The organism is Caulobacter sp. 10L414 (assembly GCF_056395525.1).
Window position 1 is genome coordinate 80,241 of sequence record NZ_JBFTJR010000002.1, and the last position, 14,728, is coordinate 94,968.

The 14,728-nt window shown below is 65.8% G+C and carries 12 protein-coding genes and 1 pseudogene; 8 read left to right on the plus strand and 5 right to left on the minus strand.

Going from position 1 to position 14,728, the window contains the following annotated elements:
• Window positions 1-4 precede the first annotated feature (4 nt).
• The 3 genes and pseudogenes from AC1DCG_RS01175 to AC1DCG_RS01185 all read right to left on the minus strand — a co-directional run.
• Window positions 5-1,714 carry an AmpG family muropeptide MFS transporter gene (locus AC1DCG_RS01175; RefSeq protein ID WP_477028348.1) on the minus strand — a complete coding sequence of 570 codons (1,710 nt, stop codon included), beginning with the start codon at window positions 1,712-1,714 and terminating at the stop codon, window positions 5-7.
• A gap of 40 nt (window positions 1,715-1,754) precedes the next feature.
• Window positions 1,755-3,293, minus strand: a complete 1,539-nt coding sequence (locus AC1DCG_RS01180) for a response regulator (RefSeq protein WP_477028347.1) — start codon at window positions 3,291-3,293, stop codon at window positions 1,755-1,757.
• Between the two features lie 224 nt (window positions 3,294-3,517).
• Window positions 3,518-4,231, minus strand: a pseudogene (locus tag AC1DCG_RS01185) (ATP-binding protein); the annotation flags it as partial.
• Between the two features lie 132 nt (window positions 4,232-4,363).
• On the opposite strand from AC1DCG_RS01185, the gene AC1DCG_RS01190 reads away from it, so the two are divergent.
• Genes AC1DCG_RS01190 through AC1DCG_RS01205 form a run of 4 tightly spaced genes read left to right on the plus strand, consistent with a single transcriptional unit; the run spans window position 4,364 to window position 9,099 of the window.
• Window positions 4,364-5,059: a TnsA endonuclease N-terminal domain-containing protein gene (locus tag AC1DCG_RS01190; protein WP_477028346.1), complete on the plus strand. Its 696-nt coding sequence runs from the start codon at window positions 4,364-4,366 to the stop codon at window positions 5,057-5,059.
• Entirely contained in the window at window positions 5,046-6,974 is a 1,929-nt protein-coding gene (locus AC1DCG_RS01195; RefSeq protein WP_477028345.1) for a Mu transposase C-terminal domain-containing protein, read from the plus strand. Before AC1DCG_RS01190 ends, AC1DCG_RS01195 begins: the two co-directional genes overlap by 14 nt.
• Entirely contained in the window at window positions 6,974-7,888 is a 915-nt protein-coding gene (locus tag AC1DCG_RS01200; protein ID WP_477028344.1) for a TniB family NTP-binding protein, read from the plus strand. The genes AC1DCG_RS01195 and AC1DCG_RS01200 overlap by 1 nt, the downstream gene beginning before the upstream one ends.
• Window positions 7,885-9,099 carry a TniQ family protein gene (locus tag AC1DCG_RS01205; protein WP_477028343.1) on the plus strand — a complete coding sequence of 405 codons (1,215 nt, stop codon included), beginning with the start codon at window positions 7,885-7,887 and terminating at the stop codon, window positions 9,097-9,099. The genes AC1DCG_RS01200 and AC1DCG_RS01205 overlap by 4 nt, the downstream gene beginning before the upstream one ends.
• Here AC1DCG_RS01205 and AC1DCG_RS01210 read toward each other — a convergent pair.
• A complete protein-coding gene (locus AC1DCG_RS01210) occupies window positions 9,096-10,931 on the minus strand; it encodes a hypothetical protein (protein WP_477028342.1) in 1,836 nt (611 codons plus the stop codon). The genes AC1DCG_RS01205 and AC1DCG_RS01210 overlap by 4 nt on opposite strands.
• A gap of 418 nt (window positions 10,932-11,349) precedes the next feature.
• A complete protein-coding gene (locus AC1DCG_RS01215) occupies window positions 11,350-11,676 on the minus strand; it encodes a hypothetical protein (RefSeq protein WP_477028341.1) in 327 nt (108 codons plus the stop codon).
• Window positions 11,677-11,732: 56 nt separating this feature from the next.
• On the opposite strand from AC1DCG_RS01215, the gene AC1DCG_RS01220 reads away from it, so the two are divergent.
• From AC1DCG_RS01220 to AC1DCG_RS01235, 4 genes are all read left to right on the plus strand, one after another.
• On the plus strand, window positions 11,733-12,614 hold the full coding sequence (locus AC1DCG_RS01220) for an 8-oxoguanine DNA glycosylase (protein ID WP_477028340.1): 882 nt from the start codon (window positions 11,733-11,735) through the stop codon (window positions 12,612-12,614).
• 140 nt (window positions 12,615-12,754) lie between these two features.
• Window positions 12,755-12,910, plus strand: coding sequence for a hypothetical protein (locus AC1DCG_RS01225; protein ID WP_477028339.1), 156 nt, complete (start codon window positions 12,755-12,757; stop codon window positions 12,908-12,910).
• The gene (locus tag AC1DCG_RS01230) at window positions 12,907-14,109 is read left to right on the plus strand and encodes a PfkB family carbohydrate kinase (RefSeq protein ID WP_477028338.1); all 1,203 of its coding nucleotides are present in this window, start codon (window positions 12,907-12,909) and stop codon (window positions 14,107-14,109) included. Before AC1DCG_RS01225 ends, AC1DCG_RS01230 begins: the two co-directional genes overlap by 4 nt.
• A gap of 1 nt (window position 14,110) precedes the next feature.
• Window positions 14,111-14,704, plus strand: a complete 594-nt coding sequence (locus AC1DCG_RS01235; protein ID WP_477028337.1) for a 7-cyano-7-deazaguanine synthase — start codon at window positions 14,111-14,113, stop codon at window positions 14,702-14,704.
• Window positions 14,705-14,728 lie beyond the last annotated feature (24 nt).

A 14,728-nucleotide genomic window follows, 5' to 3' on the forward strand; every position in this document is an offset into this window, starting at 1 on the left:
GGGATCAGGCGGCGGCTTCGGCCGCCGCCTTGGCCGCCTGCACCTTGGGCTGGCGGGCGGCGACCAGGAACGACAGGATGATCGCGGCCACCCCGATCAGGGCGGTGTAGATGAAGAAGGCCACATAGCCCGCGCCCATGGCCTGGCCGCTGACGCCCAGCTTGGCGCCGGCCGCCGCGAAGGTCTCGGGCGGGGTGCGGGCGAACAGGCCCTTCAGGCCGGCCAGCGCGCCGTGCTCGGCGGCGGCGGCCGAGGCCTCGACGATGCGGCCCGACTGCGAGGCCACCAGCTTGCCCGGCAGGGCGTAGAGCGACGAGAACAGGGCGTACTGGGTGGCCGTGAAGCCCGCCGTGGTCAGGCTGGACATGTAGGCGATCAGCGCCGTGCCGGCGATGCCGCCGCAGATGTTGTCCAGGCAGATGCTGGTGAACAGCATCGGCACGCTGTGGCCGCTGACCGCCAGCACCGCGAAGCCCAGGTTGCTGATCGGCTGGGCGAAGGCGCCGATGATCAGGGCCTTCATCAGGCCGAAGCGGGCGACGATCACCCCGCCCAGGAACACGCCGATCATCGAGGCGATGATGCCGAACACCTTGCGGATCTCGGCGATCTCGGTCAGCGAGAAGCCCATGTCCCGGTAGAACGGGTTCATGATGTTGAGCACGAAGTCCGAGACCCGGTAGATGCAGATTGCCGCCAGGATCAGGCCGGCGACGCCCGAGAACCGGTTCATGAACTCCTTCAGCGGCGAGCCCAGGGCGGTCGACAGATAGACGCCGGGCTTGGTGCGCAGGCCGGGGATCGGCCAGGCGGCCAGCACGATGACGCCCAGGCCCGCCAGGGCGCCGAGAAGCTGCAGCCAGACGCCGTTGGGCTTGGCCTTCCAGGCCTCGGCCAGGGTTTCGCCGCCGACGATCTTGGACAGGAGGTCGGCGTCGCCGGCCAGGCCAGAGCCCAGGATCAGGGCGCCGAACGCGATGATCGCCAGGCGTGCCAGCCATTCCAGCACCACCAGGACCTGGGGCTGGGAGACGTCGTCGGTATGGATCGGGCGGATGGTGTGGGCCGCCTCGCGCGGGGCCCACAGTGTGGCGCCGACCCCGATCAGCACGGCCAGGGCCATGATCGCGTAGGAGAAGTTCCAGCCGAAGCTTTCGGCCAGGATCAGCGGCACGGCGCCGGCCATGACCATGGCCCCGCGATAGCCCCACTGCACGGCCACGGCCATGGGGCCCTGGCGCTCGGCGTCGGCCACCTCGATACGCCAGGCGTCGATGACGATGTCCTGGCTGGCGGTGAGAAAGCCGGTCAGCACGGCCAGGGCGGCCAGCAGGCCGAGGTTGGTCGCGGGATTGAGCGTCGAGATCGTCCACAGGCCCAGCATGATCCCGGCCTGGCAGACCAGCATCCAGGCGCGGCGATGGCCCAGGAGGCCGTGCAGCACCGGGATCCTGGTGCGGTCGATCAGCGGCGCCCACAGGAACTTCAGCGAGAACGACAGGGTGGCCAGGCTGAAGAAGCCGATCACCGCCAGCGACAGGCCCGAGTCGCGCAGCCACAGCGACAGGGTGTCGAAGATCAGCATGTAGGGCAGGCCCGAGGCGAAACCCAAGCCCAGCAGGGCCAGGGCCCGGCGCTCGCCGAACACCGCCAGGGCGCCGGCCAGGCTCTTCTTGGGCGCAGCGCTTGCTTCGCTCTTGGTCTGCTCGGTCATGGTCTTCCCCGAAGTGAACGGGGAGGCTGGGACCGTCCCGTCAGCCGGCGACCTTGGCGCGCGTCGCGTCGTTCGTCCAGCGGCGGGGGCGGTCGGGGCCGGTCCAGCGGGAAAGGGCCTCGCGCAGGGCGGCCGGCGTCAGCGGCTTGACCAGGAAGTCGTCCATGCCGGCGCTCAGGCACTGGCGGCGATCCTCGTCGAAGGCGTCGGCGGTCAGGGCCAGGATCGGGGTGTCGACCCCCTTGGCGCGGACGGCGCGGGTGGCCTCCAGGCCGTTCAGGCCGGGCATGCGCAGGTCCATGAAGACCAGATCGTAGGTTCCGCGCGACAGGGCCGCCACGGCCTCGTCGCCGCTGGCGATGCGGTCGACCGTGCAGCCCTCGCGCTCCAGCAGGGTGCGGGCCAGGAGGGCGTTGATCGGGTTGTCCTCGGCCAGCAGCACGCGGGCGCCGGGGGCGGCGGCCGGGGCGATGCGGTCGTCCTGCGCCTCGGCCGGGGTGACCAGGGCCTCCAGCGCCGCGTCGATCGGCTTGGCGGCCAGCACCTGGGTGACCAGCGAAGCGCGGCGCAGCGGCTTGATCAGGTAGCCCGAGAAACCGGCCTTGGAGAGGTTGGGGATCAGGTCGCGCTGGTCGGGGGTGAGCAGGGCCACGGCGGCGCGGCCGGCCGGCGCGGCCAGCGGGCGGTCGGGGCCGGCCAGGGCCGCGTCGACCAGCAGCACGGTCTGGGCCGGCAGGGTCTCGACCTTGTCGAGGCCTGCGAGGTTCCTGACCCAGGCGCCGCTGGCGATGGCCTGGGCGCCGACGGCTTCCCGGACCACGGGGTTGGGCGAGACGACGGCGACGAACCGGCCTTCCAGCGGCGGGGCGGCCGGGGCTTGGTGATGGCGCTCGAACGGGGCCTCGAACCAGAAGTCGGCGCCGCCGCCGGGGTTTTCCGCGACGCCGGCCTCGCCGTCCATGGCGGCGGCCAGGCGGGCGACGATGGCCAGGCCCAGCCCTGCGCCGCCCAGCTGGGCCTGATGCGAGGGATCGGTCTGGACGAAGGCCTCGAAGATCTTCTCGCGCGCCTCGGGCGCCACGCCCGGTCCGGTGTCGGCGACCGAGAACCGCACGCGGCCGTTTCCGGCGTCGCGGGCGGTGATCAGCACGCCGCCCTTTTCGGTGAACTTCACCGCGTTGCCGGCGAAGTTCAGCAGCACCTGGCGCAGGCGGCCCTCGTCGGCCAGCAGCGGCGGCAGGCCGCGCTCGACCGCCCAGGCGATCTCGATCCCCTTCTCGTGGGCGCGCGGGCTCATCAGTTCGGCCACCTGGCGCAGCAGGTCCTCGGGGCTTACGGGCGCCAGGTGCAGCTCCAGCGCCGTGGCGCCCAGGCGCGCGAAGTCGAGCACGTCGTTGACCAGGGAGAGCAGGTGGTCGCCGCTCTCGCGCAGGGCGGCGACGTAGGAGCGCTGCTCGGCGGTCAGGCGGGTGTTCTCCAGCAGACGCGCCATGCCCAGCACCCCGTTCAGGGGCGTGCGGAACTCGTGGCTCAGGGTGGCCAACTGCTCGGCGGAGACGGCGTCGCGGGTCTTGGTCATGGCGTCAACTCTATCAGCCACGACTTAACGGGCGGTGGAGGTCGCGCCAAACTCCACCTCTCCCGTTGGGAGAGGGAGGGGCCCAGGCGACAGCCTGGGAGGGTGAGGGGTTTCGCCCTTTCTGGAGAGGCCATGGACCAAGGGTGGCGGGACCGCCGACGGCGTACGCCCTCACCCTCCCACCGCTTCGCGGCGGGCCCCTCCCTCTCCCCACGGGAGAGGTTTCACAAGGTTCCTTCCATCTCCCCGGCCGTACTGGTCCGCCGGTGCGCCAGGGCTTCGGCGACGTGCACCCGCTTGACCGATCCGGCGCCTTCCAGGTCGGCGATGGTGCGTGAGAGGCGCAGGGTGCGGGTCCAGCCGCGGGCGCTGATGCGGCCGGCTTCGGCGGCCTCGGCCAGCAGGGCGCGGCCGGCATCGTCGAGGGCGCAGATGCGTTCGAGCAGTTCGCCCTCGGCCCGGCCGTTCAGCGTCTCGGCGGTTCCCGGCATCAGGTCTTCGGCGCGATCGGCCTGCAGGCGCCGGGCGGCCGCGACGCGGGCGGCGACCTCGGCCGAGCCCTCGCTGGCGGCGGGCAAAGCCAGGTCGGCGGCGGTGACGGCGGGCATGTCGACGGCCAGGTCGATGCGGTCCATCAGCGGCCCCGACACCCGCCCCTGGTAGTCGCGGATGCAGCGCGGGGCCTTGCCGCAGGCGCCGCGCCCGGCCCCGCCATGGCCGCAGCGGCAGGGGTTCATCGCCGCCACCAGCTGCACCCGGGCCGGATAGCGGATGTGGGCGTTGGCGCGGGCGACCATCACCTCGCCGGTCTCCAGCGGCGCGCGCAGGCTGTCGAGCGCCTGGACGCCGAACTCGGGCAACTCGTCGAGGAACAGCACGCCGTTGTGGGCCAGCGACACCTCGCCGGGCTTGGCGCGCAAGCCCCCGCCGGTGTGAACTTTCAGAGATAGTGAGATGAAATCTCAGTTTGTTCCCCCTCCGCAGCCCGAAGCGCCCACAAATAATTTTCAAAGAAAGCGAGACAGAATGCTATTTTATCGAAGAAAGTGCGACGAGATTGGAGACGGGCAGTGACTCGGATCATCCCGCCAAGCCATCGGTCGATCACCGGCTCCCTCCCGACGCGCTTTCCCGCTCGGCAGCTTCACTACGAGTCGAAGCTGGAGCGCGACTTCCTGATCATGTTGGAAATCGACACAGGGATTGAGGCGCTGGCGACGCAGCCGGTCACACTTGATCTGGTCGTGGACGGGCGCCGTCGGCGCTACACGCCCGACATCCTGGCGACCTGGTGGGAAGATGCGCGCCAGCCATTCGGCAAGCAGCAGGTCGTGTTCGAGATCAAGCCCTACCAGATCCTCAAGCGGGACTACGCGGACTTAGCCCCAAAGTATCGGGCCGCCAGACAGCACTTTGCCGCCGAGGGCGTCGGCTTCAGGGTCGTGACCGATCGAACTATAAACTGTGCCCGGCAGGCAAACGCCGCGCTACTTGGTCCCGCGATGCGGCGGCCACTGTCGCAGGACATCATCTCCACCGTGCGCGCCATCCTCACCTATCCAGGCGTCGCCAGCCGCTCCTTCGGTGAAGTCAAAAAGCTGCTGATCGCAGATGGCCTTTTGCGGGACACCGCCCAGCAGGCGCTCTTCCACATGTTGGGCATGGGCTACTTGGTGGCCGACCTGGACGTCCCGGTCAGCGATATGACGGCCATGCGATGGTGGGCAAAGCTGGCTGAAGAGGAGGCGGCGATTGAAACCGGCTAATTTCCGCGTCGGCGAAGAGGTCTCTGTAGGCGGACGCGCCGGCAGGTTCGTAAAGATCCTCGACTTCGACTGCTTCATTGTCCGGTTTGAGAGCGGCCAGACGCGGGTCGTCACGGCCCAGGAAATCGACCACGAACCCGTCTTCAGCGCGCCTAAGCGCCATTATGACGATTGCAGCCCGGACGAAATTGAAACGGCATATCGATGGCACGATACGCTTAAGCCGCTTCTGGAAAAGAGCGTGGAGCGTGGCGAGCGGGCGGCCTTTGTCGCCGCGGTCGCCGACAAGTTGGCGACCAGCCCGGCGACGATCTATCGCCGCCTGGAACAATGGAACGGTGATCCGGTGAGCCTGTTGCCCGGCAAACGGCCCGGCGGGCAAGGACAGAGCCGGCTGGGCGATGAGCGCAAGGCCCTGCTGGCGCATATCATCGACAAGGAATATCTCAATCGCCGCCAGCGGAATGTCGTGGAGGTCTACAACGACTTCGTGCTGCCCGCCTTTGCGGACGCCCAGCTGGCCGCGCCGGGCATGGTCACGCTTTATAGGCACATTGCCGAGGTAGACCCTATCCACGCGATCGAGCGACGCCAAGGGAAGCGCGCGGCGCGGGATGCCAAAGCATCCTTGATGGGCAAGTTCCCCTTCGGCACGGCTCCGCTCTCCTGCGTGCAGATCGACTATTGGCCCTACGACGCCGAGATCGTCGACGACATCTATCGGCTCCCGATTGGCCGACCCTGGCTAGCGCTATCCATCTGCACCCACACCTTCATGCCCACCGGCTTTGTTCTGACGCTCGACCCTCCGTCCGCCGGCGTCGCCGGCGCAGCCATCTTTCACGCCATTACCCGCAAGGAGGCGTGGCTCAAGGTACTGGGCGTGGACATGGTCTGGCCGGTTTGGGGCCTGCCTCAGATCATCATGGCCGACAACGCCAAGGAATTTCGCGGCACGATGCTTCGCCGCTTTCTGGCGCAGGAGGATCGCGAACTCCTCAACAGACCGGTCAAGCGCCCCCAGTTCGGTGCCCATATCGAGCGCTTCTTCGGCACCTTGGCCAAGAAGGTCAAATCAATGCCGGGGGCCACAGGGGCGAACGTTCAGGAACGCAAAACCCGCGACAGCGCCAAGACCGCTAGCCTCACCCTGCAGGAGATGGAACTCTATCTGCTCAGCGTGCTGAACGAGTACATGAACACGCCGCACTCCTCGCTCGGCGGCCTGACGCCCCTGCAGAAGTGGCGCTCATGCTTCTTCGAAAATGGCGTTCAGATTCGCGAACTCCCTGAGGAGCCCAACAATCTAGAGCAGCTTCGCATCGAGCTGCTGCCCTTCAAGATGCTGACCCTCCAAGCCTATGGCGTGGTGTGGGACCTGATCAAATACGACTCCGACGAGCTGGTGGCGATGCGGCACCGCCACGCCCGTGAAAGGGGGAGCACCTTCACAGTACGCAGGGACCCCCGTGACATCAGCCGGACCTACATCTGGGACCCCGACAACAAGCGCTATCTGACCGTGCCCTATCGGCATGCCGAAGGCCCGCCCATGAGTATTTGGGAGTTGCGCGCGGTACGTGCAGACCTGAAGGCCAAGGGTATCAAGGCTTATACGGAGCTGACGATTTTCGACGCCTATAATGAGCGGCGCAAACGCCTCGCCCTCCTGGAGGAAGCCCAAAAGCTTACCCGCAAAGCCCAGCGGGACAACCAGCGCCGTCTCAGCCAAAATACCGCCATCGCGAGAGAGAAGGCCGTCATCGCCGCTGCGGCCCCAACGTCGCCGGCCGCGACGACGCCCATCGCTCGCGATAGGCCCGCGCCGCACGAGCCGACAAGCCGGGCCTTTTCGCTCACGCCGGCCGCGCCGCTCGTCGAACCCGACGACGACTATGATGATCTGGACATCTGATGGACTCAGTTGAAACCACGGCCGCCCCCCTCATCGAAGGGCTCGATCACCTTCACCCTAAGGCCCGCGCGCTCGTTGACCTACCTGTCGAGGAGCGGATTATCGCCCGCTGGCGCGGTCTGTGGATCGGCCACAAGGCGGCCGACAACATCTTTGCGATCCTGAACCGCTACTTGATCACCCCGCCCTCGATCCGGCCGCGCAATCTGCTCATTTACGGGGAGTCCGGCCTGGGCAAGTCGACCATCCTGGAACGCTGGGAGACCCGCGTTCGCGCCGAGAACGCCAAGCGGGTGGAAAGCGAAGCGTTTGATGGGGCTGGCGACTGGATAGTGCTGCCGGCGATCCGAATTCAGACCCCGCCAGCGGGGGACGAGACTAAGCTCTACAACAACATCCTGCTGGAATTTGGGATGAGGCCCTCGCCCTCCATCAGCGTGGCCCAAAAGGAATTGATGGTCCGCCAGTCGATCGCCCGGTGCGGTGTGAAGGTGGTGCTGATGGACGAGTTTCACAACGCGCTGTCGGGCCGGTTCGACAAGCGGTTGCACTTCAACGTCCTGATCAAGAACCTCACCAACGAAACCGGCGTGCCGATCGTCGCGGCGGGCACCGCTGGCGTCGACCAGGTCTTTCATAAGGAAGATCAGCTCGACCGGCGCTTTAATCGGATCCATCTCGAGCCCATGAAACTAGACAACGAGTGGCGCAAGATCTTGCGGGCCTATGGCAAGCTGATCCCCTTGCGCCGCCCCAGCGACCTGACCGATCCATCGCTTTGCGAGCGTCTTTACACCCTTTCCAAGGGCGGCATCATCGGCGAGCTTTCCAACCTCCTCTATGACGCGGCCCTGGCCGCGGTCGACAGCGGCGAGGAGCGCATCACCGAAGCGCTCGTTCGGTCAGTCAGATGATCGACGAGGTCGAGGCGGTCTTCCAGGCCTGGAAGCAAAGCCCTGACCCGGCTAGATCGCGCCCCTGGCCCTATTGCCCCGCGCCTCGCCCAGACGAGCTGCTTTCGTCCTGGTTCCTGCGCATCGCCCATGGCTTAGGGCTCAAGCCCTATACCTTGGCCCATATGACGTGGCGCTCGACCCCGCCCCTCCTGACACGCGACATCGACAACTTCGCCGATCCCCGCATCGTCGGCGTGATGGCCGCCAAAACCCTAACGCCCGTCACGCGCGCCTGGGCCACGACGCTGGCGGCCTATGACGGATATCTTGTCGAACACTACGTTCCGGGTGGCAGGAACGATTGGGTGCTGCATGTCGGCGTCCGCCACCGGATCAGGCGCTTGGCCGGGCTGCAATACTGCCCTGGCTGCCTGGAAGAGACGGGCTATTTCAAGCGAGCCTGGCGTCTTGGTTTCGTAACGTGCTGCCCTGCGCACGTCCGCCGGCTTCTTGACCGGTGCGATGGCTGTGGCGGAACATTGGAGCCTCACCGCGCGCCAGCGCTGCATATCTGCCCACGATGTGGATGGGACCTTCGTCAGGCCACCGCGCCGATGGCCAGCCGGCGGGCTTTAGAGCTGCAGACCCGGACCCTTTCGATCCTGGAGCGGGGCTGGGGGCATCTGGGCACCAGCATCTTTAGCTGGAGCCACCTTTACTTCGGCAGCCTGAGGATCATCGCCAAGAGCTTGGCCTTTAATCCGCGCTCGGACGCTTTACGCAAAGCCGTGGTCAAGCACTACGGTGGCGATCCGTCGCCCTACCCCTATACCAAAGGCCAGTCGCTGGAGCACCTTGGCGTGGCAGAGCGCCACCGGCTTCTGGACCTAGTGGCGGCCGTGCTCAAACAATGGCCCAGTCGCCTCGTCCAAACCTGCAAGGAAGCGCGGGTATGGCGAAGCTGGCTGCTGCGCGACGAGTTGAACCCACCCTACGCGATCGAACGCGTCGTCGCTGACCATTTGAGCCATGGCTTTTACAAGCCCAGTGACGCGGAGATCGCCGCGGTCCTGGCCTATCTTCGCAATACCGGCGCTACAGCGACCAAGGAGACCCTGCGTCGATGGGTGGGGGACTGCCAGGCGGTGACGGCGATCTTCAAGGCCGATGCGCGGGCGCGGTTTGAGGAATTCGCCGAAGATCTTGGCCTGCGCCAGCTCGACGACTAGCTAGGGTCCGCCGCCGCAGGATTGCCTTCCAGCCGGCCGATAGCCCGCTTGATCGCCCGAGCGTAAGAACCGTGATCGTGAAGCCAAGCATTGGCCCTACGCACGGTCGTCATTGGCAGCGCCAAGCCCGGCCGCCGCCACACGCCCCGGGATAGGGCGTTCACACGCAGCAGATCACCGATCATGTCGGCCGACATCAGATCCCCTCCAGGGTAGGAGAGGACACAGAGCGCCGAATAGCCGTCCTGGCCGATGACCGATGACGGCCCGCTGCCTGGCTCAGCGCTTTCGATTTCCAAGTGCTCGGCCTCAAAGAAGTAGATCCAGCCCCGATCGCCCCGCAGACGCGCGACCAGGGCGCGGCGCTGGCGCCCCTCCCTGGTGGTCGCCCAGTGCAGGACGCCGGCGCCGCTGTCCGTCGGATATCGCCAAAGCCCGTCGATACGATCGCTACCGGGCCCCTCCTTCGGCGCGACGATCTCTAGCTCACGTCGCAAGTCCACCGACAGCTTCTCAAGCGCGGCGATCGTGGAGGCTATGCGAGCCGGAGGCGGGCGGGAGACGTCCATCTTGGCCTGCACCTTGTCCTTTATGTTGAGCTTGATGGCCAGGCGACCGCGTCGCTCCGACTTGGGGCCGTGTCCGGCCGTCGTAGCCGCGCGGATCGGGCCATCGACCGGCACGATCGCGGTTTTCCCCGCGCCCAACTCTTCGGGCTCGACAGGGATATGCTCGATGGTCCAGCCCCCAGACGCTCGCTGATTGAGCGAGGTCTTCTGCATGACGCCCAGCGCCGCCCAGCTCGCCTGGCCGGTGATCACCTGAACGTCCTGGCTGATGTCGCCCTGGGCGCGCAGGCGCAGCCGCTGGGAGCTTGTATCGAGCGGAACCTCCCCCTCGTCGGACTCGACCCGGCCGGGGTGGAAAACACGAACATGATCCAGGCCAAGATCGTATTCTATGTGCAAAATCCGCGTGACCAGGTGGCGCTTCTTGAGCTGGCCATCGGCTGCCCGGACCCCCACCCAACGTGTTTCGACCGTCCATGTGCTTGGCCTAGCGAACGGGAACGGTATGCGCACATGGGTGGGGCCACGTCCAAAGCCGTTGCGCCGCAAACTTTCGCAGACCTGGTTGAAGCTATAGCGCAGGCCATGTTCAGCGCAGATTCGCGCGGCGGCGAGCACGTCCAGGTCGTCCAGGCCTCGATAGGCCCAAACCCTCAGAGATCTGCCGGCCTCGCCATAGCGTCCCGATCGCTTAGGATCGATGATCCGCCCCCGCAGGTCGGGCCAGATGTCCATGCCGCCTTCGATCATCAACCTCAGCCATTGGCTCGTTACACCGAACGTCGCCCTGGCCACCTCGATAGCCGGGACCCACAGCATCCCGCCATCGCCGGTCATGACCAGAAAGAGCGGCGCGGCCGCTTCTTCGGCCAGCGGGTAGGCTGGTGTCCACGGAGCCGTAGGCGAAAGCTGATAGGCGGCAGTCCGCCCCAGCGGCAGATCCGACCACTTTTTCGAGGTGCCGACAACTTCGACGCGGCTGGCCTTGCTAGGGGCCTGCTCTAGATAGGTGCCGTCGCGCCAGAGGCTCCCCACCGGCGTAAGCGGCAGCTGACCCAATCCAATCCAGATCGAGCAGGTCCGCGCCGCCGCTGGCGGCTGCCAGGACACCTTGTCCCAGCCAGCCTCGGCCAGGCTTACCTCGCAAGCAGCCTCGTCAACTTCGGTCGGTGCCCTGATCTTGCCGTGGCCAACGACCTGCCAAATCAAGCCGTCCTTGGGAAAGGCGCTCAACGAGAGCTGCGCCTGAGCCTTTGTACGCATGGCTTACTCATCACCGTGGCCGCCGGCCGCGTCCTCATACGAGGCCACGGCGCTGGGCCAATCGGTAGTCGGCAAAGTTGTGCGATTTCTAAACTTCGCCGTGATTGTGTTGGTCAGCCTGCACAATCAAAGCTCGGAATGACCTGAACAGGCGCCGTGGCTGTTGTGGTCGCTGGAGCAAGACGCCGTATCGCTAAGCGCGACCACCGTGGCGATTGCGGCTAGCGAAGTCTGATCTTCCGACCCGGCCGGCTCGGAGGGGAAGCTGCAGCACCCCGATGGTCCATCCACCAGCACTCACCGACGACCACGATGGCGAAAGTGAGCAACGAGAGGCCGAGGTTGAGCATCGCGCGGCAGTCCTAGTTCGTCAGCCAATCTGCGCCTGACTTGATGGAGGACAATGGGTGGCGGGCAATCAGCCATCGCCCGCCACCGCGTCCAGCAACCGCAGAAAATGCATGATTTGCATGCGGCGCTCGGGTGACTTCCCGCCCATTCTTTTCACCAATCGCTGAAGGTCGGCGATCGACGGCGCAGGCCCCTCCAAGGGGGGCTGAACGCCTGGTCCATTAAGCCAGCTCGTCAACTTAATCTGGGTTTTTGGCCCGGGTTTCAATTGCTTATTCAAAACGCGACTGATGTGCGGCTGTGACAGCCCGCACGCGCGAGCCAGGGCGCTCCGGCTTACGTCGTCCGCCACCATACGGGCGAGAATTGCATCGACCAGATCGACCGAAGTCATTGACTCGCATGCACAAATTACATAATATTCCATGCATTACATGGAATGGATCAACCATGCAACAGGTCATCGCCGGCATCGACGGTCACTATCGCTTTCTGGACCTGCCAGGCCCCGAAGCTGAGATCATGCCCGGCATCCAGTGGGGCGCCTTCGAACACATCCTCTCGCCCGCCTTCTGGGTCAGTCAGTCGTGGATGCAGGACGACGGCGGCGAGATTGATTTCACGCTGACCCAATCTCTGCGGGAAGAAGTCGTTACGTGCCTTCTCGGGGGGCACGGCGCCCCGGCGGAAGTGGGCCTGGCGGCGTCTGCCCGGATTTTGGACGCCCTTGCAGACCAGGACTCCGGTCACCTGTCACAAGGGCGGCTGGAGGCGTTGTTGCTTGAGCCCCTCATCGTGAAGGGGAGGCCCGTGCGCTATCGCTTCGCCCGGCAAAGGGCGAAGTACCTGGCCGGCGCCCTAGTTGGCCTGGACGACATCGACGAGACGAGCCTGACCGACGTTGAGTTCCGCGACGCGCTGTGCGGACTGCCAGGGATCGGGCCGAAGACCGCCTCGTGGATCGTGAGGAATCGGCGCGCCAGCGACGCGGTGGCGATCCTGGACGTCCACATCATCCGCGCCTGCGAGCACATGGCCGTCTTCCCGAACGGTTCTGATCCGGCCCGCCACTATCTGGATCTGGAAAGTCGCTTCCTGGACTTTTGCTCGGCCGGGGGCGTGCGCGCGTCAGTCGTGGACGCGGTGATGTGGCACACCATGCGATCCATGGATCGCAAGCTGCTGACCTCCCTCATTGACACCTCAAATTGCAATGGCGAAGCTTTGCCCCTCTTAAGTTGGGGCGAGCAGCAATGTCAGGATCAGGCGGAGGCCGCAGCGACGGCTACTTCAGCGGCGGCGGTTCAGGGAGCGGTGGCGGCGGCGGGCTAGGCTCTGGCGGCGGCCCCATCGATCCTTGCTCGATCTCATACAAGGGACCGATCAACAGCCCCAAGGCTGCCGTTCTGGGCGGGTCAAAGATCGGGGACACCCTCAGCGTCTCCGTCGACAGAACCGGCCGATCGCCGGTTTTGGCGGTCAAGACGATCGCCGGGACCGAAGCAGGCTCCCTGACATTCAACGGCTACCTGAACATAATCAAATGCATCGATAGCGGAGCGCGCTATCTGGCCACGATCACAAACATCGCCGGCGGCGTCTACCAGGTCACGGTAGACCCGCAGTGACCCATGGCCTGACAATTGTTGGCGGCGTCTACGGCGAGACCTGCATCGAGCCCGCCTGGGATGCGGTCTTCGGCTCCGCCGGCCGAGCCGCCCACGCGGTGGAAACACTCGTCGATGGCCCGGTGGAACTTGTCACCTATGTCGCAACGGAAGCCCAGGCCACGGTTGAGGATCTCGCAACACGCTGCGGCGCGACCCTGAAGGCACACCCCGCAACCCAGTTCGTCAGCTTCAGCTACTTGCACCCGTTGGCGAGGCCCTCGATCTACCCACCTCCATCCCAGATCGCTCAAGCGCCCACCATCACCGTCAAGGGCGACGTCGTCCTGCGCTACGGCATGATGGAAGGGGACGCCATCATCGATGCCGGGGTTGCGGTGTACGATCCCCAATCAGCCTTCGATCCGCGCCCCTTCTCAGAAAATGGCTCCAAAGCAAAGCGCCTAGCGCTCGTCTTAAATCGCACTGAAGTCCACGCCATGACCGGCATCGATGATCCGATGTTGGCAGCCCGAAGCCTGCTGGAATCCGAAGGCGCCGAGGTGATCGTGCTCAAGAAGGGCAGCCATGGCGCCGTCGTCCTGACTGCCTCGGGAGAGCACACCATCCCTGCCTACGAGACCCAATATGTGTGGAAGGTCGGATCGGGCGACGTCTTTTCGGCGACCTTCGCCGCGCTATGGGGCTGCCAGGGCATGGCGCCCGACCAAGCCGCGGACCTGGCCTCGCGAGCGACGGCCAACTATGTCAACACCCGCTACCTGCCCGCCCCGGCCGTAGGCGCGCTGCAAGCACTGCAGTTTGCCCCGATCAAGCCAGGCGACGGCACGATCTATCTTGCCAGCCCCTTCTTCGATATCGGGCAACGCTGGCTCGTCGAGGAAAGCCTCAGCCTGCTCACCGCTCTTGGCGCATCTGTCTTTTCGCCCGTCCACGAGGTCGGCCCCGGACCCGCCAGCTATGTCGCTCCCAAGGACATCGCCGGCCTAGAGGCCAGCAACGTCGTCTTCGCCATCCTCAACGGCCTGGACCCCGGCACGATCTTCGAAGTCGGGTATGCGATCAAGAAGGGTATCCCTGTCATGGCGCTGGCGCAGAACGTGAAAGAAGAAGACCTGAAGATGATCGAGGGCACCGGCTGCGAGATCACGGACGACTTCGCATCGGCGCTCTACCGCGCCGTCTGGAAGCTGCCCTGACATGCGAGCCATCCTCATGTCTGGCGGCATGGACTCCATCAGCGTGGCTTGGTGGCGCCGACCTGATGTCGCAATCTTCATCGACTACGGCCAGCGCGCCGCCCAGGCTGAATTTGACGCCGGCACAGCGGCATGCGCGGCCATGGGCATCGAGCACCGGGCCATAAAAGTCGATTGCTCGCCCTTGGGCTCTGGCGACATGGCCGGAACACCAGCCTCTTCCGTCGCTCCGGTTCCGGAGTGGTGGCCGTTTCGCAATCAATTGCTGCTGACCCTCGCCGGGATGTTCGCGATCAAGCTGGGGGCAAAGAGCTTGGCGATTGGCGCCCTGCGCACCGACGGGGAGCATGCCGACGGCCGCCCGGAGTTCATCGAGCGGATTTCGGGCCTGATGGCGATGCAGGAGGGTGGCCTGACCGTCGAGGCGCCGGCGATCGCGCTGGACGCCGTCGAGCTTGTCACCACGTCGGGCATTCCCCGCGAGGTGCTGGCCTGGGCGCACTCGTGCCACACGGGCAATCTGGCCTGCGGGCAATGCCGCGGCTGCATCAAGCATTATAAGACCTGGGAAGCCCTTGGCTGGGATGCTCACTGAAGAGCCTGCTCCACTTAGCGAACC

What these genes read in the sequence shown, in the direction of transcription:
- AC1DCG_RS01175 (WP_477028348.1), bottom strand. Translation starts at nt 1,714, where the DNA reads ATGACCGAGCAGACCAAGAGCGAAGCAAGCGCTGCGCCCAAGAAGAGC.
- AC1DCG_RS01180 (WP_477028347.1), bottom strand. Translation starts at nt 3,293, where the DNA reads ATGACCAAGACCCGCGACGCCGTCTCCGCCGAGCAGTTGGCCACCCTG.
- AC1DCG_RS01200 (WP_477028344.1), top strand. Translation starts at nt 6,974, where the DNA reads ATGGACTCAGTTGAAACCACGGCCGCCCCCCTCATCGAAGGGCTCGAT.
- AC1DCG_RS01205 (WP_477028343.1), top strand. Translation starts at nt 7,885, where the DNA reads ATGATCGACGAGGTCGAGGCGGTCTTCCAGGCCTGGAAGCAAAGCCCT.
- AC1DCG_RS01210 (WP_477028342.1), bottom strand. Translation starts at nt 10,931, where the DNA reads ATGCGTACAAAGGCTCAGGCGCAGCTCTCGTTGAGCGCCTTTCCCAAG.
- AC1DCG_RS01215 (WP_477028341.1), bottom strand. Translation starts at nt 11,676, where the DNA reads ATGACTTCGGTCGATCTGGTCGATGCAATTCTCGCCCGTATGGTGGCG.
- AC1DCG_RS01220 (WP_477028340.1), top strand. Translation starts at nt 11,733, where the DNA reads ATGCAACAGGTCATCGCCGGCATCGACGGTCACTATCGCTTTCTGGAC.
- AC1DCG_RS01235 (WP_477028337.1), top strand. Translation starts at nt 14,111, where the DNA reads ATGCGAGCCATCCTCATGTCTGGCGGCATGGACTCCATCAGCGTGGCT.